Below are 25,012 nucleotides of genomic sequence, written 5' to 3'. Positions count from 1 at the left end.
TTCCGGCGGAGGTGGCCGGAAAGCAGGGGGCCCTCCGGGCGTGGACTCGGCGAGGGAGGGCCCCGTCGGGGGTGTGGGATGAAAGGGGAAGGCGAAGCAGGAAGAATCAGACGAAGCTCGATGCCTGGAGGATACGACGAAGGGGATGAGTGAGGAAGGACGCGCGAGGCGGAGGTCCCGGCAGGACCGATGGCCCCGAAGAGGTTGAAGGCGCTGCGATCGTTCGAAATGTCCGAGGTGCGAGGAGTGGCGGGAATGCAGGAAGTGCCGCAGTCACGGGGGAAAGCGTGGATGCGGGGGATCGCAGGACCGCCGAAACCCTCGGGGACACCTCGATTTCGGGGAACGCCGGAACCCCAGTGCCCTCCCCGTTCCTCCGCGGCGACGCCGGGCGGGCCCGCCGGAGGGGGATCGGCCTCCACCTCCGGGCGCTCGGCGTGGCGCTGCTCTTCGCGCTGGTCGCAGCGAGTCTGGAGGTCCTCCCCCCCTGGGAGATCGGGGGCGGATCCCCCGCTCAGGGCGCGCCCAAGGGCGCCGGTGGCGAGTTCTGGCAGCCCCTGGGCGGGGGCACGAACGGCTCGGTCTATGCCCTGGCGGTCTCGGGGGATGCGCTCTATGCGGGGGGGGACTTTACCTCTGTCGGCGGCGTGTCGGCGGACCACGTGGCCCGCTGGGGGGCTCCGACACCCACCCCGACGCCCACGCCGGGCGGGGCCACGGTTTCTCCGGCAGATCCGACGCCGACGGTCGGCCCGGTCCCCACGGAGGGCCCCACGGCGGCCCCCCCGGCGCCCATCCCCACGCCCCTGCCAGTGGAGGCCGTTTCTTCGGACGTGCCCGGGCTGGCCCTGGCCTCCCCCGGCTTGGTGGTCTTAAGCGCCTCCGGGCTGGCCTCGTCGGTTCCCTCCTCCCTCTTGCCCCTTCTGGAGGTCTGGGAGGGGCGGGACTACCCCCTCTCCTCGACCGCCTCGGGCGCCCTCGCCACAAGCGGCCTGGGAGCCCTGGACACGGGAAGCCTCGGCGCCCTGCCGGTCTTCGCCGTGCGCCCCGTGCCGGAGGGCGGGGTCGTATCGCTTGCCCTGAATCTGACCCTGTCCGCCGGGGCGGGCAGGGTCTCGGACCTGGCCCTGGTGAAGATCTCCGACGCCGCGACGGCCCGGCCCTTCGCCCTGGTCTCCAGCCCCTCGGGGCTTGCCGCCGACGGCACCTTCGGCCTCTGGGATGGGCAGCGGTTCCGCACCCCCTCGGACGTCCTCGAAGGTGGCCGGAGCTGCACGCTGATCCTCTCGATCCGTGACGGGGGGCCCTACGACCTGGACCCGACCCCCGGGGCTCTCCTGGATCCCTGCGTCCTGGGCTTCCGGCCTGCTCCCACCGCCACGCCGACCCCGACGCCCCGACGCTTCGGCGGGGGCTGCAACGCCGGCTCCGCTCCCCTCGCCCTGCTGCTGGGGATGCCCTTGTCCTTCCTTCTTCAGAAGCGGCGCTAGGTGGCCCGGGGGGTGCGAAAGAGTCGAGAAGACGTGAGGAGGGGGCCTTCCGGCTCCCCGCCGCGTTTTCCTCCCGGCTTCGATCCTCTCTGCGGATCTCGAAGTCCGTGATGCAACCCTGCGTTCGAGGCCTCGGAGGTGTTCAGCCAGAGGAAATCCGGGGCAGAGGGGGCCGGATGGAAGCGTCGGGAGAGGGGGTTCGCCCGCTGCGAAGCCCTGACTCCTCCCGATCTCCCCTCGTTTCTCTTCTCGTTCGTCCTGATCGTCCACCCGAAGGGGCCTCTTATGATCGTTTGTGGGGGATTCCTTCAACAAGCCTCGGCCACGGGGCCCCTTGTGATGCGCCCCTTCAACAAGGGGGGCCGGGAGGCCCCTTGCCGTCCGCGATTCCCCTACTCCGTCGGGGCGTTTTCGTCGTTCCCCGATCCCCCCGTCTCCGACCCGGGCATCTCGCCGTCCGTTCCCTTCCCGCTCGTCTCCTTCTCCTCTGTCCCTTCCCCGAAGAGTTTTAGGTACTCCTCGTATCGGAAGAGCCGGTTTCTCCGCTGCGCGGTCACCTCCGCGAGGAGACCCGCTTCCCGGAGGCTCCGGGCGAGGGAGTTGGCCGCCGCGAAGGAGACTCCGATCTCCTCGGAGGCACGGGAGACCGTCATGTAGGGCATGCGGTAGAGGACCTCGAGAAGCTTCAGTCCGTTTGGTGCCTTGCCTCCGAGACGGTTGAGGATCTGTTCCCGGTGTCTCTCCCGAAGCGCCACGATCCTTCGGGCCGTCTCGGTGGCCTCTTGGGAGACCTCATAGATCCCCCGGAGGAAGAACCGAATCCATCCCTCCCAGTCTCCCCGGTCCCGAATCGCCTGAAGCCGGTCGTAATACTCCTGACGGTTTCTCTTGAAAAAGATGGACAGGTAGAGGAGAGGCCTTTGAAGGATCTCCTTCTGGCAGAGGAGGAAGGTGATCAGGAGTCGCCCCACCCGACCGTTCCCGTCCAGAAAGGGGTGGATGGTCTCGAACTGGGCGTGAAGGAGTCCCAGCCGAATCAGGATCGGCATGGGGGTCTCGTCGTGGACGAAGCGCTCCCAGTCTCCCAGCGTGATCATCATCTCGTGAGGCGGTGGGGGGACGTGGGTTGCCTCGGCCAGAACGCATCCGGCGGGGCCGATCCAGTTCTGGGTCTTGCGGAACTCCCCGGGCGTTCGAGTGCTCCCCCGGGTTCCCTCAAGAAGCTTGGCGTGGATCTCCCGGATGAGTCGGAGCGAGAGGGGGAAATGCTTCAGTCTCTGGAGGCCGTGGTTCATGGCCGCGATGTAGTTCGAGATCTCTCCCACATCGCCGGAGCGGGCCTCCTTCTCCCGGGCCTCGTGCTCCAGGAGATCTGTCAGGGAAGCCTGGGTTCCCTCGATTTGGCTGGAGAGGACCGCCTCCTTCCGGACGTACATGTAGACGAACAAATCCGACTGCGGCAAGACTTCTGTGGATCCGTCCAGTCGCCCCAGGGCTCGGTCCGCCTGCGAGAGCAGATCCAGAATCCCATTGTCCAGTACCAGCGGTGGGTCCGGGGGAAGGGGCGAGGGAATGAAGGCCTCGTAATCCTCCGGCTGTCGGATTCTGTGACCTGCCCTGTGCCGATTCTCTCTTTGCATGGGTTCGCCTCCGATCCTGAAACCCCGAAGGGGCCTCTTGTTATAGTTTGCGGGCGATTCCTTCAACAAGGCTCGACCACGGGGCCCCTTGCGATGCGCCCCTTCAACAAGGAGGCCCGAGAGGAGCCTTGACGTCTCCTTGGGGGCTCCCGCCCCTTCCCCCTTTGCCTTCTTCCCTCGGTGCTATCCTGGGACGAAAGCCCCCGGGGGATCCTCTTCCCGCCGGGGGGGAGATCGAAGGGAGGGGGTTTCATGGAGTCCACGTTCGATCTGGGCGGCGGCCTGGTCCTGCGGGTTCGGGAGGGGGACCTGTGCGCCTACGAGGGGGACTGCGTGGCCAACGCGGCGAACAACCATTTCTGGATGGGTGCGGGGGTGGCGGGGGCCCTCAAGCGCGCCGGGGGGGCGGAGATCGAACGGGAGGCGGCCGCCCAGGGGCCCGTACCCGTGGGCGGGGCGGTGCTCACCGGCGGGGGGCGGCTTCAGGCCCGCCACGTGGTCCACGGGGCGGTGATGGGGCAGGACCTGGTCACGGGGGAGGAGCCCATCCGGGCCGCCACGGGGGCGTGTCTGGCCCTGTGCCGGGACCGGGGGCTCCGCTCCGTGGCCTTCCCCGCCTTCGGCACCGGGGTGGGGGGCTTTCCCCTGGAGGCCTGCGCCCGGATCATGCTGGGGGAGGTGGAGCGTTTCGCTTCCGCCCCCGGGTCGGTGGGGGAGGTGGCCTTCGTCCTCTTCGGCGCGGCAGCGTATCGGGTCTTCGAGGAGGAAGCGCGGCGACGTTTTTCCCACCCGACGGCTTGACAGACCCCCGCAGGGGGTGTAGATTGCCCCTCAAATCCGGCGGGTTCGTCCCGCCCACCCCCAAGGCGAAAGGAGGCTCCCCGATGGCGCGGAACCGGACGATCCAGGCTCTTCCGTCCTTCCCTCAGGGATATGCGTATGCCTGCGGTCCCCATGGCGAAACGCCCGGGGTCCGTTCGTCGTGTCCTTGAGGGAGATGCCCCCGGTGAGGGGCGTATCGTAGCCTTTTCAGGCTCCCTTCAGGCCGCCGACCCTCGGGTCGGCGGCCTTTTTTTATTTTCTGCAGAGGCAAGGAGGGGTCTTTATGAACGGTTGGGATGCGTGGGTGGCGGGAGCGGTGGTTTCTCTGGTGTGGGGTGCCGGGTGGTCCGCCTTCCGGTTGGCGGTGGAGGGAAGGAGGGGGCACCGATGACCTGGGTCTCCCTGGCGGTGTGGGTTCTCTACGGCGGGGCCCTGCTGGCCCTGTCCCGGTGGGCCTCCCAGCGGGACGCCCTGCTTCCCGGACGGGTGGGGGTGGCGGTGCAGGCCTTCGCCTACGTGGCCACCTACGTGTCCGCCGTGGCCCTGGTGGGCTTCGGGGGGCTCTGCCACCGCCTGGGGCTCCAGATGCTCCTCATCGCCGCAGGGAACGTGTGGCTGGGCATCTGGTTCGTGTACCGCTTCCTGGCTTGGCCCACCCGGCTGTGGCAGCGCCGCCTGGGGGCTCGCACCCCCGCGGAGCTGATCGCCCGGGCCTACGGGGTCCCGGGGCTTCAGGCCTTCCTGGGGGGGATCTCGGGGATCCTCCTGGTGGTGTACGGGTCCGCGGTGTTCAAGGGGGCGGCGCTGATGCTGGGCGCGGCGATCCCCCTGCCCGAGCCGGTTCTGCTGGGGGTCCTGGTGGTGCTGGTGGGGATCAGCGTGGTCTGGGGCGGCCTGAGAGGGGTGCTCTACACCGAGGCGTTCCAGGGCTTCGTGATGGTCCTGGGGGTGGGGGCGCTGCTGGTGGCGGTGCTTCGGGCCGTGGGGGGTCCCGTGGCGGGGCTGGCGGCCCTTTCGGCCCTGCCTCCCACGGAGGAGGCCAACCGGGGCTTCGCCGCCCTCAGTTCCGGCGGGGCGGGGCTGAACGTGGTGTTTTTGGCCCTGGTGACCTCCGTGGGGGTGTGGGCCCAGCCCCAGCTCCTCCAGCGGCACTTCGCCCTGAAGGACCGGGGGGAGACGGGACGGGTGGCCCCCCTGGCCATGCTGGTGTGTGCCCTGGTGGTGGGGGGGACCTACTTCGCAGGGGCCCTCTCCCGGCTGGTGCTGGGGCCCGACGTGGCCTCCCCGGACGCGGTGGTGCCCGCCCTGGTGGCCCGGCTGCTGCCCGAGTGGGGCCGCCAGCTCTTCGTCCTGGCGGTGGTGTCCGCCTCCCTCTCCACGGCGTCGGCGCTGCTGCACATCGCCAGCTCCTGCCTGGGGCGGGACGTGCTGGGCCGTCCCCTGTGCAAGGGAGAGTGGCGGCTGGCCGTGGGGGTCTCCGCCGGAGCCAGCGGCCTCCTGGCCCTGCACAAGGGCAGCTTCATCGCCTTCGTCTGCGCCACCAGCTGGACCCTCATCGCCTGCGCCGTGCTGGTCCCCTACCTGGGGCTCATCGCCTTCGGCCCCCGCTGGGGCCGGGCCCGGGTCTGGGGGGCCTCCGCCGGGGGCGTCCTGGGGGCGGCGGTCTGGTACCTGGCGGGCTACGGCCCCACGGCGGGAAAGCTCACCGGTCTGGTGGCCCCGGGCATCCTGGGGAGCCTGCACCCCCTGGCGGTGGGGCTACTCTGCTCCCTGGGGGGGGTGCTCCTGGGAGGGATTCTGGAGCGGTTTCCCGCTCGGGAGTCCCTGGGGGTGGATTGAGGCCTCGAAGCTCCGATGCTACCCTCCTGGGGAGGGGGGCCGGGAAGGCACCCCTACCGGGAGGACGAGACATGACGGTGCGTCGCTGGCTTCGGTTCGGTCTGGCCGCAGGGGTGGCCTGGGGGTGCTTCTTCGGGGGCGGGGGGACGCCTCCGGGTGAGGCCTCCCCGCCCCCCGTGGTGGTGCGGGGCTTCGTGGGAAGCGAGAAGCTGGGGTTCTTTCAGGATCCCCAGGTGACGGACCTGCTGGCCCGCAAGTACGGCATCGTCCTTCGGGTCCTCAAGTCCGGCTCCCTGGAGATGGGGCGCCAGAAGGGGGCGGCGGACTTCCTCTTCCCCGCCTCGGGCTGGGCGGCGGACCGGGCCTCTTCGGGCGCCCCCCGATCCGCCGACCCGGAGGTGCTCTTCTGGACCCCCGTGGTGGTGTACTCCTGGAAGCCCGTGGTCCGGGTCCTGGAGGAGAAAAAAGCGGCGGCCCTCCGGGACGGGGCCCTGCGCCTGGGGGACCTGAAGACCCTGGCGGGCTGGGTGGAGCGGGGGACCCGCTGGGCGGATCTCGGCTTGCCCTCCCTCCCCGGGCGGGTGGTGGTGCTGGCCACGGACCCCACCCGCAGCCACAGCGGCCTGTCCTTCGCGGTGCTGGCCGCCGCGGCCCTGAGGGACGGGCAGCCCCCCACCTCCGACTCCCTCCCCGCCCTTCTTCCGACGCTGCGGGAGCTCTTCGCCCGGCAGGGGGTCCTGCAGCCGGGCACCCAGGATCTCTTCGACCAGTGGGAGCGCACGGGCATGGCCGTCTCCCCCCTGGCGGTGGGCTACGAGAGCCAGATCGTGGAGCTGGCCCGCACCCGTCCCCGGGACTTCGCCCGGATTCGGGACTCCCTGGCCCTCCTCTACCCGGACCCCCTGATCTGGAGCGCCCACGCCTTCGTGCCCCTCACCGGGGCGGGGGTGCGGCTGAAGGAGGCCCTGCGGGACCCCCAGCTCCGGCGCCTGGCCTGGGAGCGCCACGGCCTGCGCACGGACCCCCAGGAGCCCCCCCAGAAGATCCCGGGCCTGGAGGGCCTGGCCCCGGGGTTTCCCCGGGTGCTGCTCCTGCCCGAGGGGCCCGTCCTGGAGGCTCTCTCCCGGGGGCTGGAGGGGGTCGTGCCGAGGGTTCCATGAAGTTTCCCTTGCGGAAAGAGTCCCCCCTGGATACACTGGTTGGAACCGAAGGTTCGGCGCGGGGGCCCCGGGTGCAGAGCGCGCCCCCGAAGGTTCACAGCAGAGAAGGGAGTGGATGAGGTGGCAGAGAGGATTCAGGGCGTGGACGTGGCGATGCTGGGGAACATCTACCTCGACGGCAAGGTGCAGAGCCGATCCGTCTTCTTCGCCGACGGAAGCCGCAAGACCCTGGGGGTGATGCTTCCGGGGGAGTACTTCTTCGACGTGGGGGACCGGGAGGTCATGGAGATCACCGCCGGAGCCTTCGAGGTCCAGCTTCCCGGGGAGACGGCGTGGAAGCCCTTCCCGGCGGGCACGTCCTTCGAGCTGCCCCCCAACACCAAGTACGGCATCCGCTGCGCGGAGATCTCCCAGTACCTGTGTTCCTACTACAAGTAGGGACAGAGGAAGGGTAAAGAAAAGAAAGGGGCGGGACGGGGTGCTCCCCGTCCCGCCCCTTCGTCCCTACAGGTTGCGCTCCACCATGTACTGGAGCCGCTCCTGGGTCTTCTGGACGAACTCGTCCTTGTTCACCACGATCCGTTCGTGGTGTCCCCGGCTGATCTCCCCCAGGTCGTCCCACACCAGGATCTCGAAGCGCAGCTTCATGCCGTCGATCTCCACCAGGGTGACCTTCACCGTGACGGTCATCCCCAGGCAGGTGGGGGCTTCGTGGGAGAGGTCCAAGGAGTGGCCGATGGTGGCGTAGCCCTCCGGCAGGTGTCGGTCCACCGCTTCCACCGCCGCCTGGATCACCATGCCCGCCAGGGCGGGGGTGGCCAGGAGGTTCGAGAGGAAGGGGGAGTACCCCTCCGCCGTGTCCTGGCGCTGCACGGGAGTCCGAACCAGGGCGTTCTTTCCGGGCTTGAAGAGGGCCCGAAGATCCAGCATGGATGAAGCCTCCTAGGCCGATCGAGATGGTCCCCTCCTTCTCGGAAGGGCAGAAGGTAGTCTAATCCCGTCCCCCGGAGGACGTCCAGTATCCGGGAACGGGAGGATTCTTCTATAATCGGAATCGAACCCATCGCGACCCCATCGGGGGAGGGAAGACCATGAGACCCCGCGAGAACCCCCTGCACCACCACGAATCCCTGGCCCACCAGCTCCTCTGGATCCTCCTCATCGGAGGAGGGGCGCTGCTGGTGGTGTGGTTTTCCATCCACTTCCGCCACCTGGACCGGATCTGGACGGACAACATCCTGATCCGGCTCATCGAACAGGCCCATCCGAACGTGGGGGGAGCCAAGTAGGTCCCTACTCCGGTTCCCCCTCCTCCTCGGAGACCTCCCGAAAGCGGGCTTCCGCCTCCCGGAAGGCCGCCACCACCGAAGGGTCGAACAGGTCCCCCGAACCTTCCTGGACGAGAAAGCCGCTCTCCTCGTGGGAGAGGGAGGCCTTGTAGGTCCGCCGGGACCGCAGGGCGTCGTACACGTCCGCCACCGCCATGATCCGGGCCACCAGGGGGATCTCCTCCCCCGTCAGGCCGTCGGGGTAGCCCGAGCCGTCCCACCGTTCGTGGTGGGACCGGGCGATGGCCATGCCCATGTGGAGGAAGAGGTTTCCGGGGTGCTGGAGGAGGGCGGAGCGGAGAGTCCTCTCCCCGATGAGGGTGTGGGTCTTCATGACCTCGAACTCCTCCGGGGAGAGCTTCCCCGGCTTCAGGAGGATCCGGTCCGGGACGCCCACCTTGCCGATGTCGTGGAGGGGGGCGGCCCGCCGGAGGTTTTCCACGAAGGTGCCGTCGATCTGCCCCGCGAATTCCGGACGCCGCCCCAGGGTCTCCGCCAGGATGCCGCAGTAGGCGGCGGTGCGCTCGATGTGGGCCCCCGTGTCCTCGTCCCGGGAGGCCGCCAGCTTCGACAGGGCGGTGATGGTGGCCAGCTGGGCCTCGGAGATCTCCCGTACCTTCGTCTCCACCAGGTCTTCCAGGCGGCGGGTGTGCTGCTCCAGCTCCAGTCGCATCCGCCTCAGGTCCAGGTGGGTCCGGACTCGGGCCCGCACCTCCTCGGCGTGGAAGGGTTTGCTCACGTAATCCACTCCTCCGACGGCGAAGGCGGAGACCTTGGTGGCGGGGTCCTCCAGGGAGCTGAGGAAGATCACCGGGACGTCCCGAAGGGTCTCGTGGGCCTTCAGGCGGCGGCACACCTCGAAGCCGTCCGGTTCCGGCATGACGATGTCCAGGAGGATCAGGTCCGGGGCGCTGCGCAAGGCGGCCTCCAGGGCCAGGTCGCCCCGGGGGAAGGGGAGGACCCGGTAGCCCCACCCCGTCAGAAGGTCCTCCAGAAGCTGCAGGTTCAGCGGCGTGTCGTCCACCGCCAGAATGGTGTCCTTCCTCGGTGCGTCCGGAATGATCCTGTCCCCCCTTCCAGCGGTCCCCCACGGCCGAAGGTTGGATCAATATCTCAAAGGATTTCAGAAAAAGCAAGACCGCCCCTTCCCGTACGGCGTCGGCAAGGGACGGCCTCGGGGCGTCGCGTCCGGGGTCAGATCCCCGCCACGGGGCCGAAGCGCGCCGCGAAGTCCCCCGGCTCCATGCGGGCCGCCTTCGCCAGGGCCGCCAGCTTCTCCGGGTCCGCCAGGTCCTCCCGCTCCAGGCGGATCATGTACTCCCGGGCGATGCGGTACTGCACCGACTCCACGTTCACCCGGCGGATCTGGGTCTTCCCCGTGGCGGGGTCCAGCAGGTCCTCCAGGGGGATGGGGACGATGCGGTTGTTCTGGATGGTCACCATGGCGTGGGTGCCCCCTTGGCGCAGGTACTCGAAGGCCCCGAAGCCCAGGTTGCGGGTGTACTCCACGTCGAAGGCGTTGGGGGGGGCGCAGCGCACCTCGTAGCCGATCTCCTTGTCCGTGAGGGTCGCCTTCAGCCCCAGCTCCTTGAGGGAGGAAGCCACCTGGCGGCGCACCACGTCGGAGAAGTTCACCTCCGCGTAGCGCAGGTGCCCGTGCTCGTCCCGTTCGATGGAGTCGATGGCCTCCAGGTCCTCCACCCGGATCTTCTCGATGAGCCCCTCCGCCACCACCGCCACTCCGTAGTTCCGTCCCGCCACCACCCGCTTCACGATGGACCCCACCAGCAGGTCCCCCAGGTGACGCAGGGGGATGCGCCCGGAGAACTCCTCGGGGATCACCGTCACCGTGGCTCCGGCGCTCTTGCCGATCCCCAGGGCCAGGTGTCCCGCCACCCGCCCCATGGCCACGCAGATGTACCACCGCCCGGTGGTCTTGGCGTCCACCATGAGGTTCGACACCAGCCGGGCCCCCAGGGACCGGGCGGTCTCGAAGCCGAAGGTGGGGATCCCCTCCGGCAGGGGCAGGTCGTTGTCGATGGTCTTGGGCACGTGGGCCACCCGCAGCAGGGTGCTGCGGCCCTTGAGGGCCTCCTGGGCCACCCGGGAGGCGGTGAAGGCCGTGTCGTCCCCCCCGATGGTGACCAGGTGGGTCACCCCCGCTTCCAGGAGGGTGTCCACCGTCCGGGTCATCTCCTCCGGGCGGGTCGTGGGGTTGTGCCGGGACACCCGCAGCAGGCTGCCCCCCTCGGTGTGGATGCGGCTCACCCCGTCGATGGTGAGGGGCGTCGCCTCCAGGACCCCCTTGGCCAGATGGGAGAAGCCGTCGTAGATCCCCAGGACCTCCCATCCGTGCTTGCGGGCCTCGATGGTGACGGCGCTGATGACGCTGTTGATCCCCGGGGCGGGGCCGCCGCCGCAGAGGATCGCCAAGAGGGGTCGCTGTGGGGTCATGGAATCGCCTCCCTTTGGGGTTGGGGTCCCGAAGGGACCCGGCGTCAGATCCAGTGCTCCCAGAACGCCTGGTAGAAGCTCTCCCGGTCCGTGTAGAGGATGGCCTGCATCCCCAGGGATCGGGCGGTCTCCACGTTGGACTTCCGGTCGTCCACGAAGAGGGTGGCCTCCGGGGGCAGGTTCAGGTAGCGCAGCACCTCCCTGAAGGCCTCCGGGTCTTTCTTGGTGTGGCCGGTGCGGTAGCTGTTGAAGACCCGGTCGAAGAGATGGAAGAAGGGGGTCTTCTCGTCCAGCTCCGAAAGCCAATTGGTCTGATCGCTCAGGATCACCACCCGGATCCCCGCCTGGCGGAGCCGCACCACCAGGTCCAGCATGTGGGGCCGCAGGACGAAGGACGCCAGGACCCGGGCGCGGAGCTGCCGGTCCGATTCCTCGATGCCCGTGCGCTCCCGGAAGGCCTCCCAGTAGGCCTCCTCCCCGCAGCCTCGGGTGAGGTAGCCCGAGCGGAACAGCTCCTCCTCCGCCTCTTCCTTCATCTGCTGGGGGTCCTTGCCGTAGTCCTGCGCCAGTTTCTCCAGGGCGGCGTGGAATCCCTCCTCGGCGAGGACGCCCCCGAAGTCCAGGATCGCCGCCTTTGCGGGGCAGCACGTCGCGGTCCTCGTCTCTTCCATCCGCATCCCCTCCCTCAAGGTTCCGACTCTACCGAATAGTCTAACCTGTTTTCCCGCCGCCTGTCCCGTTCAACTTTGCCGTTCCCGCAGCGCCTGGTCCAATCGGACCAGGGCGGCCCGGGCCTCCGGAGAGAGGCGCTCCTCCAGGGTTCCCCGGCACCGAAGCCCCAGGTCCGCCCGGTTGGGGCGGGCCTCCCGCCTTCGGGGTTCCTCCGTCCAGCTCACCTTCCGGTCCTCCACGTACAGGTCGAAGTCCGCCACCCGCTGTCCCCGGTCGTCGTACTCCAGCCCCAGGAGCACCTCCTTGAGGTCCCGGGGGGGGAGAAACGACACCAAGCGCATCTGGAAGACCCGCACCTCCATCATGAAGCGGGGGAAGTCCCGCACCCAGGACTCCCCCACCAGAAGCCCCAGCTCCAGGGCCTCCACGACCCGAAGGAACCGCTCGTGGTGCAGGTCGTAGCGTTCCCACTGATCGAAGAGCCGCACGTCCGCCACCCACCCCTCCCGGTGTCCCTGCCCCTCCAGGAGGAGGCGCAGGCTCCGGGACCGCAGGGTGGCCAGCAGCTCCCCCTGGGGGAGGGGCACCAGCAGTACCCGGTCGTGCAGGGCCTTCAGGGGAAGCCGATGTCCCAGGGGGGCCTCGGTGAACGCCAGGGTGGTGCCGGGAAGGTGGAAGAGCCCCTCGATCTGCCGGTCCAGGGTGGTCTCCCGGGCGGAGAACTCCTCCCGGAGGCGGTCGATGGTCCGGTCCGCCTCCCCCAGGGTCCGGAGGATCAGAAACCCCGGCAGCAGGTCGGCCCGCCGCACCAGGGGGGACAGGGAGTGGTTGAACAGGGCCGCCAGCAGGGAGGCGGGGTCCTCCGGGGCCCCTACCACCCGGGCGGCCAGGGAGGGAGGGGTGTCGGGGGGAACCAGGAAGACCAGGGTGTCCTGCTCCCCCGCCTGGTCGAAGGCGTCCAGGAGAGCGTAGGTCCGGGCCCGGGCCCGGCGCAGCAGAAAGGCCTCCAGCTCCTCCGGATGGGGCGTCTGGAGGAGGAGCAGTCGGGGTCCCCCCCGGATCAGGGAAATCATGGCCCACCCCTCCCCTCTTCCTCCTCCCCCTCCCAGGAGAGGGCCCCCTCCCGGTGGGGGTGTCCCGGTTCCGGCAGGGGCTCCACGTGGAGGTTCACGAAGAGCTGTCCCCGAAGGCTTCCCTCCAGGGCCCGCTCCGCCCGGGTGGCGACGTCGTGGGCCTCCACGATGGACAGCTCCCGGGGCACCAGCACGTGGGCCTCCACGGCGGTGGCGGCCCCGATCCTCCGGGTCCGCAGGGCGTGGCAGCCCTTCACCCCCGGGACGGAACAGATCAGGGCCTGGATCTGCCCCTCCCGCTCCTCGTCCAGGGACGCCTCCAGCAGTTCGTCCAGGCTCTCCCGGATGAGGGGCAGACTCACCCGGAGGATGCAAACGCTCACCACCACCGCCGCCAACGGGTCCAGGATCCGAAACCGCTCTCCCAGAAAGAGGGCCCCCCCGATGCCCACCAGAGTGCCCACGGAGGACAGGGCGTCGGACCGATGGTCCCAGGCCTTGGCGGCCAGGGCGGAGCTGTCCAGACGCCGGCTCCATCGGATCGTGTAGACGTAGAGGATCTCCTTGGAGACCACGGAGATCCCCGCGGCGGCAAAGGCGATGAATCCCGGCTGGGGGAGCACCTCCCCCCGGGCCAGGGCGTTGTAGAGGTTCGTCCCCCCTCCCCAGAGGAGGAACAGCCCCGCCGCCAGGAGGAACAGGCCGCAGAGGTTCGCCAGGAGCGTCTCGATCTTCCCGTGGCCGTAGTCGTGGGAGGCGTCGATGGGCTTGGCCACCATCTTGAACCCCACCACCGCCGCCACGTCGGTGATCAGGTCCGACAGGGAGTGGGTGGCATCCGCCACCATGGCCCCGCTGTGCCCCAGGAAGCCCGCGGCGTACTTGAACCCCGTGAGGAGCAGGTTCACCACCAGGCCCACCCAGGAGACCCGGGCCGCCAGGCGGGCTCGTTCGGTTCCCGCGTCCAGCTTCGGGTCCCCGATCATCCCTTCCGCCCCCCTAGCAGGTCCAGGTCCACCGCGTCGTGGGGCAGCCCCAGCAGCCCCTCCACCACCGAGGCGGCCACCTTCAGCTGGGCCTCGTAGGCCCTCGGATCCCCCAGCCAGTGGGGGGAGTCGAAGAGATACTCCGCCGTCACCAGGAGGAACGAGGCGGTCTCCTCCGGGGCGTGGACGTGCAGCGTCCCCGAGGCCATCCCCTCCTCCAGCAGGGAGATCAGGAGGGGTTCGAAGCGCTCCTTCACCCGCCGCAGGAAGGTCTCGTGGAGCTTCAGGTTCCCCTCCCGATGGATGTAGGCCATCAGGGGTCCCCGCTCGCTGCGGATCCGCAGCACCTGGGAGAGCACCTCCACCACCCGCTCCCAGGGGGGGCGGTCCTCCGTCGCCCGGGCCCGGGCGGCCTCCCCGAAGGGGTGCAGGGCCCGCTCCACCAGGGCGTCCAGCACCGCCTCCTTGGAGGGGAAGTGGTAGTAGAAGGTCCCCTGGGCGATGCCCACCCGCTGCACCACCTGGTGTACCGACGTGCCCTCGTAGCCCTGCCGGAGAAACAGGTCCTCCGCCGCGTCCAGGATGGACTCCCGCCTCCCTGGTGCGGGGGCGGAAGATGTGGGGGATCGTGACATGGGGCTCCCTCCTTGCCGACTGACTGTCGGTCGAATTGCCCCCACCCTAGCCCCTCCCCTACCTTCCGTCAAGGCTTCCTCGGGACGTTTGCCCTCAAGGGGTCCGGGAAAAACCGCCCCTCTCGAACCGGAGTCGGCTGTCCCGCACGTTCTCCCCGGAACCCCTTGACTTGTCCTGACCAATGGGTCTATACTTCCTCTAGGTCAGATAAGGTTAGATCTCGGGCTCGTCCCGATCGAAGGAGGTCGAAAGTCATGTGGGGCATCACACCGTACGGAACCAATCGGCGCAGCAGGAGTTTCCTGGCGGATCCGGAGACGTTCTTCCACGACGTGGATCGGGTGTTCGACGGATTCTTCGGCACCCTCTCGGGGATGCGGGGGGTGGAGATGTACGAGGCGGACGGGGCGGTGCACCTCTCCCTGGAGGTCCCGGGGGTCGACCCCTCCAAGGTGGAGCTTCGGGTCTTCAAGGACAAGGTGGTGATCCGCTCCGCCGAGGACCAGGAGACCCCCCCGGCGCAGGAGGAGGGGAAGACCTACTACTGCCGCAAGTGCAGCCGCAGGATCAACTACGAGGTCTCCTTCCCCTTCGAGGTGGACCCGGAAAAGGCCCAGGCGTCCTTCGCCCACGGGGTGGTGGAGATCACCGCTCCCCGGGCGGGAACCGACGGAGGTCGGGTGCTGAAGCTGGATTCGGGGCAATAGCCCCGGGGGAAACCGCACAAGGTACCGTGATGTCCGTCAAGGGAGGGGCGACCCGCAAGGGTCGCCCCTCCCTTGACTCTTGAGAAAGCCTCGCTTCCAGGGAGGAGGGTGGCTTTCTCCAGGGCTTGATGCGCGTTTCTGTGCGCGTTATCCTGGACCCAGGCAGGGGGTGGTTCGGATCGGCAGTTCCCGGGACCTGATCAGACAGCTCCAAGAGGACGGCTGGGTTCTGATGCGGGCTCGGGGGAGCCACCACCACTTCAAGCATCCCACCAAGCCGGGCAAGGTGACGGTGAAGCATCCTCGAAAGGACGTTCCGGAAGGTACCAGACGGAACATCCTGCGGCAGGCGGGATTGCAGGACACCCCCGGTCCTTTGGAGAGGAGAGATGGGCGATGAAAAGAGGCAAGGATGTGAGGGTCTACCCCGCGTTGCTCTCCGAGGAGGGGACCTACGTCAACGTGCGGTTCCCCGACCTTCCCGGGTGCGTCACCTTCGGGGAGGGGTACGCCGACGCCATCGTCAGCGCCCGGGACGCCCTGGGAGGGCATCTGCTCTGCCTGGAAGAGGATCGCGACCCCCTCCCCGTCCCTACCCCGGTGGGCAAGCTCCGCCCCGAAGAGGGAGAGGTGACCGTCCTGATCGACGTGCGTCTGGACACCCTCCGAAAGGAAGAGTCCCAAAAGTCCGTCAGCAAGAACGTCACCATCCCCAGGTGGCTCAACGAGCTGGCCCTGGAGGCCCACGTGAACTTCTCCAGCACCCTCCAGGAGGCTCTCCGGGAACGTCTCGGGGTGTGACGGGGGTCGGGTGCCCAAGCTGGAGTCGGGGCAATAGCCCCGGGGGAGAGGCAAGGGCAAGGGGGCGGCCCGTCGGGCCGCCCCACTCCTTTGCGCGGTCCCTACTCCGACAGCCTCTGGAAGACCTGGTCGAAGTCCTCCTCCACCTGGAGGAACAGGTCCAGGATCCGGGGGTCGAACTGGGTCCCTCGCCCCTCTTCCAGGAGGGTCCGGGCCTCGGCGTGGCTCAGGGCGGGTTTGTAGCACCGGGGGGAGCGCAGGGCGTCGTACACGTCCACCAGGGCCATGAGGCGCCCTGCCAGGGGGGTGGCCTCTCCCTCCAGCCCCTCGGGGTAGCCCGTGCCGTCCCACCGCTCGTGGTGGTGTCGGATCACCAGGAGGCCCATGCCCACCAGGGGGTTTCGGGGGTACCGCTCCTGCACCTCCTCCAGGGTCCGGGCCCCCAGGGCGACGTGGTCCTTCATCTCCTCGAACTCCTCCGGGGAAAGGGGCCCCGGCTTGTGGAGGATCCGGTCCGGGATGCCCACCTTGCCGATGTCGTGCAGGGGTCCCGCATCGGTGAAGAGGGTCACGAATTCCGGGGTGACCGTCCCGGCGAAGTCCGGGTGCTCCGCCGCCTTGGCGGCCAGGATGCGGCAGTAGCGCCGCACCCGGTCCAGGTGGTGTCCGGTCTTGTCGTCCCGAAACTCCGCCAGCTTGGCCAGGGCCTGGATCATGGCCAGCTGGACCTCCGAGTGTTCCTTCCCCTGTTCCTGAATCCGGGCATGCAGGTCCCGGTTGGCCGCCTCCAGTTCCCGCTGGAGCCGGCGGAGTTTGAGGTGGGTGCGGATCCGGGCCCCCAGTTCGGGAAGCTGGAAGGGCTTGGTGATGTAGTCCAGCCCCCCTTCGTCGAAGGCCCGGACCTTGTCCTGGACCTGGTGCAGGGCGCTCAGGAAGAGCACCGGCACGTCCTTGAGGGCTTGGTCCGCCTTCAGGAGGTGGCACACCGCGAACCCGTCCAGGTCGGGCATGTCGATGTCCAGCAGCACCAGGTCCGGCGGGCTGGTCTTGGCGGCGGCCAGGAACAGGTCCCCTCGGGGGAAGCTGAACACCTGGTACCCCAGGACCCGAAGCATCCGGTCCAGGAGCTTCAGGTTTGCCGGGGTGTCGTCCACGATCATGATGGTGCCCGTTTCATCGGTCCGCATGGGGGTCACTCCCTTCCAGCAGGGCCTGGATGTCCAGATAGTCGAACTCCTCCGCCAGGATGGACAGGTGTTCCGCCTCCCGGGGCTCCGTCTTGGCCAGTTCTGCGATGAGTCGTCGCAGGGTCAGGGCGTCTCCCTGGGCCACGGCGCTCCGGAGGTCCCGGATCACGTCCTCCGGCAGGGGGAGGGCAGGCCGCGCCGGAGCGGCCTCCGGAGCTGCGGGGATGGGGGCTTCCTCCCTCCGGGGGAGCCCCTCCGGGGCGACGGCGGGGAAGGTGAACAGGAAGGAGCAGCCCCGTCCCGGGGCGTTCCGCTCCAGGATCAGGTCCCCTCCCAGGAACCGGGCGAACTGGCGGCTGATGGCCAGCCCCAGCCCGGTGCCCCCCCGCCCCTCCAGACCCCGTTCGAAGGGCTCGAAGAGCTTGTCCGTGAGCCCCAGGGGGATGCCCGGCCCCGTGTCCTCCACCCGAATCCAGACCTTCACCCGGGGGGCCTCCCAGGACCCCTCCAGGGGGGTCCAGCCCACGGAGAGGGTGACGGAGCCCTGGGTGGTGAACTTCAGGCTGTTGCCCACCAGGTTGATGACCACCTGCCGCACCTTTCCCTCGTCGGCGTGGAGGCTCCTGGGGAGGGTGTCGGTACGTTCCAGGAAGAGGCGCAGGCTTTTTTCCTCCGCCCGGAGGCGCAGCATCTCCTCGATCTGCCCCAGCAGGGCCCGGGGGTCGAAGTCCCGCTCCTGGAGCACCAGGCGTCCCGCCTCGATGCGGCTCATCTCCAGCACGTCCTCCACCACCGTGAGCAGGTGGTGGCCGCTGCGGCTGACCGTGTCCAGCCACTCCCGAAGCTCCCCCGGGAGCGCCCGCACCTCCTCCCGCTCCTTGAGGAGCTGGGTGTACCCCAGGATGGCGTTCAGGGGGGTGCGGATCTCGTGGCTGATCCGGGCCACGAAGGTGCTCTTGGCCCGGCTGGCCGCCTCGGCGTTCTCCTTGGCGTGCCGGAGGATCTCCTCGGCCTGCTTGCGGGGGGTGATGTCCAGCACCGCCCCCACCACCCGGAGAGGCTGTCCCTTCCGGTCCCGCTGGAAGACCTTGCCCCGGTCCAGCACCCAGAGGGTGTCCCCCGCGGCGGTGCGGCGGCGGAATTCGCACTCGTAGAGGGGGGTCTTGCCCTCCAGGTGGTCCTCCCAGGCCTGGCGCACCCGGTCCCGGTCCTCCGGGAGGATCCCCAGGAGCCAGGAGGTGGCGGCGTCGCCCTCCAGGGGGCCGAAAAGTTCCTCGTAGCGGGGGTTGGTGGTTCGGGTTCCCGTGGCCACGTTCAGGTCCCACAGGGCCAGGTTCGTGCTCTCCACCGCCAGGCGCAGCCGCTCCTCCCCCTCTTCCGTCGCCTGGATCTCCCGCTTCAGGGCCCGGTTCAGGATGTGGAACAGCAGCACCGCAGGAAGGGAGAGGAGGAGGAAGAAGAGCCCCGTGCCCAGGGCCTCCAGGGCCTTGCAGCGGGTCAGGGTCTGGATGAACCGGATGTCCAGGTCCGCGCAGGCCAGGTAGCGCACCCCTCCGGGGGAGGTCTCGGGCAGGGCGATGGAGCGGAAGGAGCCCCATTGGTCGCGGTAGGAGACGAAGGCGGGCTTGCCGGTGCGGAAGGCCTGGACGAACTCCCGGGGGATGTCGTCGTAGGGGTAGAAGTACCAGACTTCCCGTTCCCGCATCTGCTGGTCCGTCAGGGTGCAGGAGGCGAAGTAGAACTTCCCGTCCCGTTCCGCCAGGGTGTAGGTGTAGACGAAGCCCATCTCCCCGGCGTAGCGGTTGACCAGGTCCCTCAGGCGCAGCTCTTCGTCGTGGGGGATGTCCTCGGGTCCCCGGGCCCGGTCGTGGAAATCCCGGGGGAGGAGGTATTTGAGCCCCCGGGCCCCCGCCTCCAGGCGGCGGTCGGCGGCAGCCGTCACGTCCCGTTGGGAAGTGGCGTAGACCCAACCCGCGTAGCCCAGGACGCCCGCCAGGTAGAGGAGCCCGGCCAGAATCAGGGCCGGTCGGAAGCGGCGGTGCTTGAAGGAAGAGGAAGGGGACGGAGAAGGCATGGCACACCTCCTTGGGGGTTCTGCCACGATACAACAGGAAAGGCGACAGGGGAAGGGCGGGACGAAAAGCGCCGGGCACCCGAGGGGGTGTCCGGCGCGGCGAAGCGGTTTGGCGGGAGGGCCTAGCCCTTCAGGGCGGGCCGGTCTCCCGAGGGGAGCTGGGGGGTGGACGATGCGGTCAGGACGAACTGCCCCACCTGGCGGCGCAGCTCCGACGCCAGCTCCGAGAGGTCCCCGGACTGCCGGGCCACCTGCTCGCTGGTGCGGGCCACCTCGTCCATGCGCTGTTCGATGGACTCCACGGACTGGGCGGCCTTCTGGGTGCGCCCGGACATGTTCTGCACCGCCTCGGCGATCTCCTCGGAGGAGGCGGCCTGTTCCTCCGACACCGCCGCCATGTCCTGGGAGGCGTGGGTGATCTGTCCCAGGGCCTCCAGGATGCGGTCGATGGCCTGCTGGGTCTGCTCCGCCTGGACCCGGGCGCCGTCGGAGGACTTGGCGCTGGCCGCGGCCCCCTGGGTCACCGAGTCCAGGTCCGAAACGATCTGCTGGGCCAGGTCGGCGATGTTCTTGGCCGCATCGTTGGAGGCCTCCGCCAGCTTGCGCACCTCCTCCGCCACCACGGCGAAACCGCGCCCCGCCTCCCCCGCCCGGGCCGCCTCGATGGCGGCGTTGAGGGCCAGGAGGTTGGTCTGGTCGGCGATCTGGCCGATGCTGCCCACGAAGGAGCGGATCTGCTCCGCCCGATCCGCCAGCTCCTGGACGCTCTTCTCCGAGTCCCGGGTGGTGCGGGCCACGTCCAGGACCTGCCGGACCACCTGGCGCACCGCAGTGATGCCCTCCTCCGCCGCTCCCTGGGCCCGGGAGACCTGGGAGGCCACCTCGGTGCTCCGTTCCGCCGTGGACTGGGCCCCCGCAGCCACCTCCTGCACCGAGGCGTTGATCTGCTCCGTCCCCGCCGCCAGGTTGTCCATCTGCGCCGCCGTCTCCCCCACCCCGGCCCGGACCTCCTGCACCGAGGCGGAGGTCTCCTGGGCGATGGCGGAGAAGCTTTCCGCGTGCTCCGACACCTGGGCCTGGAGGGTGTACACCGTGGAGAGGGCCTCCTGGCACCGGGCCAGCAGGCCGTTGAGGGACCGGCTCATGGCGGACAGCTCGTCCCGGCCGGACTCGTCCGCCCGCTGGGTGAGGTCCAGGGCCTCCGCCGCCCGGTCCAGGGATTCCATGGTGCGCTTCACCGGTCCGGCGATGGAGTTGGCGATGGCCATCCCCACCAGCAGGGCCAGGGCCGCCGCGGCCAGGGTGACCACCAGGGCGGTGGTGGAGGCGGCGGCGAGGCGGGCGTCCAGGGCCTTCTCCTGGGCCTCCATGTCCTTGGTGGTCTGGGTGACCGCCTCGTCCATCACCGCCTTGAAGACCTTGGACTGGGCCACCATGTTGTTCAGCCCGTCCAGGATCATGGAGACGTTGGCCCCGCCCTGGATGAGGTCCGCCACCTCCGAGACCAGGGGTTCCCAGGCGGAGAAGGCCTGGTTGCACCGGGAGAGGAGCTTGCGCCCCTCCGGGGTCTTCTCCAGGACCTTGGCGAAGGCCTTGTTGGACTCGGTGATCTTCCCCGCCTCGTCGAAGGCGGTGGCGGAGTACTCCGCGATCCTGTTGGGATCGTCGGCGTTCATGCCCCGGTAGAGGGCCACCTCCGCGGCGGTCATGTGGGCGCTGGTCTCCAGGGCGAAACGCACCGTCTGGGAGCTTTCCTTGTAGACCTGTCGGACCTGGTCCTTGGTGGAGCGGACCACCCCGGTGAGGTAGAAGGAAAGCCCCGCCATGCAGAGCAGCAGGACGGAGAGCAGAAGGGTCAGTCGCGCGCGGATGGACAGGTTGCGCAGGGCTAGGATCATGGTTGTGGACCTCCTTGTGGGGGCTAGGGGGGCATTGGTGGACCTCCCTAGCCCGAAATGTAGCATCTGGTAACTCTTCTGTAAAACCGCTTTCAGAAGCCTGAAGGCGTTTCGATCCCCAGGGGAACGGAAACCTCATGAAGGTTCGTCCCTTGCCCCTCTATAATGATGGTCTGTCGGGAGGGGTGCGGGGTGGAGGAACGGGAGGAAGGGCTTCGGGGGGAACGGTCCCACCGGATTCTGGTGACGGGTTCCCGAGGGAAGAGTTCCCTGGTGCGGCTTCTCTGCGCGGGCCTGGAGGCCTGCGGCGTCCCCGCCTGGGGGCGCATCACCGGGGTGCTGCCCCGGCAGATCGGCCCGGGGGGAGAGCGGCTCATCGAACGCACCGCCCCCGCCCACGTGGAGGAGATGCGCTGGTGGCTGGGACAGGTGCCCCCGGGGGCGTCGGTGGTGCTGGAGAACAGCGCCGTGGCCCCGGACCTCCAGCCCCTGGCGGCCCGGTGGCTGGTCCCCTGCCTGGTGGTGTGGACCAACGCCCGGCCGGACCACCCGGAGGCTTGGGATCCCGGGGAGGAGGGGGCGGCCCGGGCCCTGGCGGCGGGGATCCCCGAGGGGTGTCCCGTGGCGGCGGGGCGGGAGGCCCTGCCCTGGGTCCGGAGGCTGCTGCCCCGCTCCCCCCTGCGGGAGGCCCGGCCGGAGGAACCCCTGTTCGGGGAGGCCCCCTTCGGGGCGGAGAACCGGGGCCTGGCCCTGGCGGCCCTGGAAGGACTGGGGCTGGACGGGGCGTCCGCCCGTCGGGGCATGGTCGCCCTGCCTCCGGACGTGGCGGACTACCGGGTCCTCCCCCTGGGGGCGGCCCGTCTGGCCTCCGCCTTCGCGGCCAACGAGCCGGAGAGCACGGAGCGGCTTTTCGAGGCCACGGGGTGGACCCCGGAGGAGACCACACTGCTCTACCACCATCGGCCGGACCGCCCCGGGCGGCTTGCGGCCTTCCTGCCCTGGATCGCCCGGCGACCCTGGAGGGAGGTGGTCTTCTCCCGGGACCGGTCCTTCTGGGGGCGCTTCGCCCCCCGGCGCGGGCCCGGGGGGCTGGGGACCTGGCGGGACCTGACGGGGGGGGAGGACCTGGCCCGGTGGGTCGAAAGCCGGGGGCGGGTCTTCGGGTGCGGCAACGTGGCGGGATCCCCCCTGGAGCTGCTGCGGACCCGGAGGGAAGGGGGGCAAGGGGTCTGATGGAACCGGAAACCCTCATCCTGGGGCTGGGCATCCTGCTGGGCCTGGTCTACACCCACCGCACCGGCTGGGGGTGCGGGGGCATCCTCACCCCCGGGCTTTTGGCGCTGCACGCCTCCCAACCCTCGCGCCTCGCCGCCGCCCTGGGCATCGGGGTGCTGTTGGCCCTTCCCCTGGCTTTGGGGGTGCGCCGTTTCGGCCTCTACGGCCGGGAGCGCCTGGGGGCGGCCCTGCTGCTGGCCCTGGCGGTCCGGGCCCTGGTGGAGGTCCGTTTCCCCCTGGGGTCCCTCTGGCTGGGCTGGGTGGTGCCGGGGCTGGTGGCGGCGGACGTGCAGCGCCAGGGAGCCCTCCCCACCCTGGCGGGGGCCTGTTCCGTGGGGGCCGCGGCGGCCCTGGCGGCGGGGCTGCTTCTGGGATGAGCGTCCCTTCCTTCCCCCGCAGGCTCGTGTTCCTGGCGGTCGCCCTGTTGGGGGTCCTCTACGCCTTCGCTCCCGGACTGACCCCGGAGGAGGCCCGGCTGGTCCAGCGCATCCGCGCCGCCCAGGGGGCCCTGTGGGCCCACCAGGAGGCCCTGGGGCTGCCCCTCTCCCGGCAGGACGACCCGGAGCGGACGGGCTTCGTGGGGGTGGAGTGGAGCCCCCTCACCACCACCCTGGGGGAGCTTCCGGCCAAGCGCACCGCCGCGAACCCCCTCTTCGGGGTCCAGTGCCTCCGGTGGTTCCGGCAGGCAGGGCTGGTTCCGGGGGACCGGATCGTCCTGTTCTCCTCCTCCTCCTTTCCGGGGCTCCTCTTCTCCGCCCTGGCGGCGGCGGAGAGCGCGGGGCTGGAGGTCACCCTGGTGGTCTCCCTGGGATCTTCCACCTGGGGGGCCAACCGGCCCCAGTTCCCCTGGCCCGCCATGGGGCGCTTCCTCCGCCGGGAGGGGTTCCTGCGCACCCTGCCCGTCGCGTACACCCTGGGGGGGGATTACGAAACCGGCGGGGGGCTCTCGGAGGAGGGGCGGGTCCTGCTGGAGCGGGTCGCCCGGGAGGACGGGGTGCCCCTGTGGACCGCCTCCGGGACGCCGGAGCAGCGGCTTCGGGGCATGACGGACCGCAAGATGGCTCTGATCGAATCGGTGCACCCCAAGCTGGTGGTGAGCGTGGGGGGGTCCCACGCCAATCTGGGGGACCGGGAGGCGGTGCTGGCCCTCCAGCCGGGGCTGCTGGATCCCTCCCAGGGGGGGCAGGCGGGGGACGGGGTGATCGGCCGCTCCCTGCGCCGGGGCCTTCCGGTGCTGCACCTCCTGGAGATGAAGACCCTCTGCGCCCGCACGGGGATCGGCTACGACGCCCCCTTCCGCAGGAGCCTGGGGACAAGCCCCTGGGCCGCCGCGGCGGGGTTGGGGCTCTTCGCGGGGGCGCTGGCCTCCTTTCGGCGCTTTCGGTTCACGGAGACGGGAAAAACAAACCCCGATTCCTGACGAGGAGGACGTTTCCCTCTTTCAATGGATAGGCTATCTATGCGACAATGTGAGCGACCCTCCTCGCCGGGGAGGACGAGGGAGGAGTGGACATGATCGGGCGTCTGCTTTGCGGGATCGAGGTGCCCCCGGGGCCGGAGGGGCTGGAGCTTCTCCAGACCTGCCAGGCCCTGCTGGCGGAGAGGGCGGGGTTCGACGGCCGCCGGGGGGAGGAGCTGCGTCTGGCCCTGGAGGAGGCGGTGACCTTTGCCGTCCATCCCGGGGCGGTGGAGACCTACCGGGTGGCCTTTCGACGGGTCCCCCTGGGGCTGGAGGTGTCCCTCCACGAGGAGGGGGAGCCCTACGAGGCGGTCTGTCCCGAACGGCTCACCCCGGAGGCCCTCCTGGCGGGAGCGGGGGAGGGCCTGGGCTTTCTGCTGCTCCGGGGGGTGACCGACGAGACCTCCTTCGACGACGAGGGCCCGGGGGGGCGCACCCTTCGCTACGTGAAGTACTTCTCCACCCCCTCGGCGGCGGAGGCCCCCGCCCCGACGGAACCCCCCGCCCCGCCGGTGGACCCGGCGGAGGTGGTCTACCGTCCCATGGATCCCCGGGAGGCGGTGGAGGTGAGCCGCTGCGCCTGGCGCTCCTACGGAAACTCCTACCCCAACCCCCATCTGTACTACCCCGACCGGGTCCGGGCCCTCAACGAGGCGGGGAAGGTGGTCTCCCTGGTGGCGGCGGCGGGGGATCAGGTGTTGGGGCATGCGGCCCTGGAGGTGCACAACCCCCGGGACGGAAGCTGCGAGCTGGGCATGGCCTTCGTGAAGCCCCCCTACCGGGGGCTGGGTCTTCTGAAGGGGCTGACGGACCGGCTGCTGGAGGAGGGGACGCGCCGGGGGTTCCGGGGGTTCTTCGTCCAGTCCGTCACCGTCCACCCCGCCTCCCAGAAGGCCGCCCGGGCCGGGGGGTTCGTGGAGTGCGCCCTCCTCCCCGGGGCCTACCCGGGGTCCATGGACTTCAAGGCCCTGGGGGGGACCCCGGAACAGCGCCTGAGCCTCATGGTACAGTATCTGCCCCGGGGGACCCGCCGAGAGCGCACCCTGTACCTTCCCGAGAGGCACCGGGACTTCCTGGGGGAGGTCTACGAGGCCCTGGGCCTTCCCTTCCGGGAGGCTTCCGTGGAGGGTTCTCCGCCGGAGGGGCCGGGGCTGGTGGGGGCGGACTACTCGGAGATCCTGGCCCTGGGGACCCTGGAGGTGGATTCGGTGGGGCGGGGTACCCTGAGCGTCCTGGGAAAGCGGCTTCGGGAGTTCCGTCTCCGGAAGGCCGGCGCGGTGACCCTGCGCCTTCCCCTGGAGGACCCGGGGACGCCGGCCCTGGCGGCGGGGCTGGAGCCCCTGGGGTGTTTCCCCGTGGGGGCCCTGCCCGACGAGGTGCGGGGGGACCGGTTCCTGATGCAGCGGGTCTTCGAGGGGCCCCTGGACTACGACAAGGTGACCACCGCCTCCCCCTGGGGGAGGCGCGTGTTGGAACGGGTTCGGAGCAACGATCCGGAGGCCTGAGCCTGG

Annotated in this window: 24 protein-coding genes; 13 read left to right on the top strand and 11 right to left on the bottom strand. The window is 69.8% G+C overall.

Annotation, left to right across the window (positions count from 1 at the left end; all coding sequences use genetic code 11):
* The first annotated feature begins 437 nt into the window (after positions 1-437).
* A complete protein-coding gene (locus APAU_RS12170; RefSeq protein ID WP_156789503.1) occupies positions 438-1,490 on the top strand; it encodes a Synerg-CTERM sorting domain-containing protein in 1,053 nt (350 codons plus the stop codon).
* A gap of 392 nt (positions 1,491-1,882) precedes the next feature.
* Here the strand turns inward: APAU_RS12170 and APAU_RS12165 are convergent, their stop codons facing one another.
* On the bottom strand, positions 1,883-3,130 hold the full coding sequence (locus tag APAU_RS12165; RefSeq protein ID WP_006302061.1) for a Fic family protein: 1,248 nt from the start codon (positions 3,128-3,130) through the stop codon (positions 1,883-1,885).
* A gap of 252 nt (positions 3,131-3,382) precedes the next feature.
* Here APAU_RS12165 and APAU_RS12160 point away from each other — a divergent pair, with 252 nt between their 5' ends.
* The 4 genes from APAU_RS12160 to ppnP all read left to right on the top strand — a co-directional run bounded on the left by APAU_RS12160 (position 3,383) and on the right by ppnP (position 7,389).
* Positions 3,383-3,931: a macro domain-containing protein gene (locus tag APAU_RS12160; protein ID WP_006302060.1), complete on the top strand. Its 549-nt coding sequence runs from the start codon at positions 3,383-3,385 to the stop codon at positions 3,929-3,931.
* 408 nt (positions 3,932-4,339) lie between these two features.
* Positions 4,340-5,791: a sodium:solute symporter family protein gene (locus APAU_RS12155; RefSeq protein WP_006302059.1), complete on the top strand. Its 1,452-nt coding sequence runs from the start codon at positions 4,340-4,342 to the stop codon at positions 5,789-5,791.
* Between the two features lie 71 nt (positions 5,792-5,862).
* Positions 5,863-6,951, top strand: a complete 1,089-nt coding sequence (locus APAU_RS12150; RefSeq protein WP_006302058.1) for a substrate-binding domain-containing protein — start codon at positions 5,863-5,865, stop codon at positions 6,949-6,951.
* A gap of 120 nt (positions 6,952-7,071) precedes the next feature.
* Entirely contained in the window at positions 7,072-7,389 is a 318-nt protein-coding gene (gene ppnP / locus APAU_RS12145) for a pyrimidine/purine nucleoside phosphorylase (protein ID WP_006302057.1), read from the top strand.
* Between the two features lie 66 nt (positions 7,390-7,455).
* Here the strand turns inward: ppnP and APAU_RS12140 are convergent, their stop codons facing one another.
* Positions 7,456-7,881, bottom strand: a complete 426-nt coding sequence (locus APAU_RS12140; RefSeq protein WP_006302056.1) for a thioesterase family protein — start codon at positions 7,879-7,881, stop codon at positions 7,456-7,458.
* Positions 7,882-8,042: 161 nt separating this feature from the next.
* Here APAU_RS12140 and APAU_RS12135 point away from each other — a divergent pair, with 161 nt between their 5' ends.
* Positions 8,043-8,240: a hypothetical protein gene (locus tag APAU_RS12135; protein ID WP_006302055.1), complete on the top strand. Its 198-nt coding sequence runs from the start codon at positions 8,043-8,045 to the stop codon at positions 8,238-8,240.
* Between the two features lie 4 nt (positions 8,241-8,244).
* Here the strand turns inward: APAU_RS12135 and APAU_RS12130 are convergent, their stop codons facing one another.
* The 6 genes from APAU_RS12130 to APAU_RS14810 all read right to left on the bottom strand — a co-directional run bounded on the left by APAU_RS12130 (position 8,245) and on the right by APAU_RS14810 (position 14,099).
* Entirely contained in the window at positions 8,245-9,303 is a 1,059-nt protein-coding gene (locus tag APAU_RS12130) for an HD domain-containing phosphohydrolase (RefSeq protein ID WP_232207740.1), read from the bottom strand.
* Positions 9,304-9,473: 170 nt separating this feature from the next.
* A complete protein-coding gene (pfp, locus tag APAU_RS12125) occupies positions 9,474-10,733 on the bottom strand; it encodes a diphosphate--fructose-6-phosphate 1-phosphotransferase (RefSeq protein WP_006302053.1) in 1,260 nt (419 codons plus the stop codon).
* A 44-nt stretch (positions 10,734-10,777) separates the two neighbouring features.
* A complete protein-coding gene (locus tag APAU_RS12120; protein WP_006302052.1) occupies positions 10,778-11,404 on the bottom strand; it encodes an HAD family hydrolase in 627 nt (208 codons plus the stop codon).
* 69 nt (positions 11,405-11,473) lie between these two features.
* Positions 11,474-12,478, bottom strand: coding sequence for a hypothetical protein (locus tag APAU_RS12115; protein ID WP_006302051.1), 1,005 nt, complete (start codon positions 12,476-12,478; stop codon positions 11,474-11,476).
* Positions 12,475-13,464 carry a cation diffusion facilitator family transporter gene (locus APAU_RS12110; RefSeq protein WP_006302050.1) on the bottom strand — a complete coding sequence of 330 codons (990 nt, stop codon included), beginning with the start codon at positions 13,462-13,464 and terminating at the stop codon, positions 12,475-12,477. Before APAU_RS12110 ends, APAU_RS12115 begins: the two co-directional genes overlap by 4 nt.
* On the bottom strand, positions 13,461-14,099 hold the full coding sequence (locus tag APAU_RS14810) for a TetR/AcrR family transcriptional regulator (protein WP_006302049.1): 639 nt from the start codon (positions 14,097-14,099) through the stop codon (positions 13,461-13,463). Before APAU_RS14810 ends, APAU_RS12110 begins: the two co-directional genes overlap by 4 nt.
* A 255-nt stretch (positions 14,100-14,354) precedes the next feature.
* On the opposite strand from APAU_RS14810, the gene APAU_RS12100 reads away from it, so the two are divergent.
* From APAU_RS12100 to APAU_RS12090, 3 genes are all read left to right on the top strand, one after another.
* Positions 14,355-14,807 (top strand): Hsp20/alpha crystallin family protein, encoded by a 453-nt coding sequence (locus tag APAU_RS12100; RefSeq protein ID WP_006302048.1) that lies wholly within the window; start codon positions 14,355-14,357, stop codon positions 14,805-14,807.
* A gap of 169 nt (positions 14,808-14,976) precedes the next feature.
* Complete coding sequence (locus tag APAU_RS14940) at positions 14,977-15,207, top strand: type II toxin-antitoxin system HicA family toxin (protein WP_006302047.1); 231 nt, start codon at positions 14,977-14,979, stop codon at positions 15,205-15,207.
* Entirely contained in the window at positions 15,204-15,608 is a 405-nt protein-coding gene (locus tag APAU_RS12090) for a type II toxin-antitoxin system HicB family antitoxin (protein ID WP_006302046.1), read from the top strand. Before APAU_RS14940 ends, APAU_RS12090 begins: the two co-directional genes overlap by 4 nt.
* A gap of 101 nt (positions 15,609-15,709) precedes the next feature.
* On the opposite strand, the gene APAU_RS12085 is transcribed toward APAU_RS12090, so the two are convergent.
* From APAU_RS12085 to APAU_RS12770, 3 genes are all read right to left on the bottom strand, one after another.
* Positions 15,710-16,795, bottom strand: a complete 1,086-nt coding sequence (locus tag APAU_RS12085; RefSeq protein WP_006302045.1) for an HD domain-containing phosphohydrolase — start codon at positions 16,793-16,795, stop codon at positions 15,710-15,712.
* Positions 16,782-18,869: a PAS domain-containing sensor histidine kinase gene (locus APAU_RS12080; protein WP_006302044.1), complete on the bottom strand. Its 2,088-nt coding sequence runs from the start codon at positions 18,867-18,869 to the stop codon at positions 16,782-16,784. The genes APAU_RS12085 and APAU_RS12080 overlap by 14 nt, the downstream gene beginning before the upstream one ends.
* 122 nt (positions 18,870-18,991) lie before the next feature.
* Positions 18,992-20,767, bottom strand: a complete 1,776-nt coding sequence (locus APAU_RS12770; protein ID WP_006302043.1) for a methyl-accepting chemotaxis protein — start codon at positions 20,765-20,767, stop codon at positions 18,992-18,994.
* A gap of 165 nt (positions 20,768-20,932) precedes the next feature.
* Between APAU_RS12770 and APAU_RS12070 the strand changes: the two genes are divergently transcribed.
* The 4 genes from APAU_RS12070 (at position 20,933) to APAU_RS12055 (ending at position 25,006) form a co-directional block, all read left to right on the top strand.
* A complete protein-coding gene (locus APAU_RS12070; RefSeq protein ID WP_050792513.1) occupies positions 20,933-22,000 on the top strand; it encodes a hypothetical protein in 1,068 nt (355 codons plus the stop codon).
* On the top strand, positions 22,000-22,419 hold the full coding sequence (locus tag APAU_RS12065; protein ID WP_006302041.1) for a poly-gamma-glutamate biosynthesis protein PgsC/CapC: 420 nt from the start codon (positions 22,000-22,002) through the stop codon (positions 22,417-22,419). Before APAU_RS12070 ends, APAU_RS12065 begins: the two co-directional genes overlap by 1 nt.
* Positions 22,416-23,462: a poly-gamma-glutamate system protein gene (pgsW, locus tag APAU_RS12060; protein WP_006302040.1), complete on the top strand. Its 1,047-nt coding sequence runs from the start codon at positions 22,416-22,418 to the stop codon at positions 23,460-23,462. Before APAU_RS12065 ends, pgsW begins: the two co-directional genes overlap by 4 nt.
* Before the next feature lie 92 nt (positions 23,463-23,554).
* Positions 23,555-25,006, top strand: coding sequence for a GNAT family N-acetyltransferase (locus APAU_RS12055; protein WP_006302039.1), 1,452 nt, complete (start codon positions 23,555-23,557; stop codon positions 25,004-25,006).
* Positions 25,007-25,012: the final 6 nt, after the last annotated feature.

Origin of the sequence: Aminomonas paucivorans DSM 12260, assembly GCF_000165795.1 — a bacterium.
Taxonomy (GTDB): domain Bacteria; phylum Synergistota; class Synergistia; order Synergistales; family Synergistaceae; genus Aminomonas; species Aminomonas paucivorans.
Note: the sequence above shows the minus strand (reverse complement) of the source record. Positions and strands in the feature narration are given on the sequence as shown.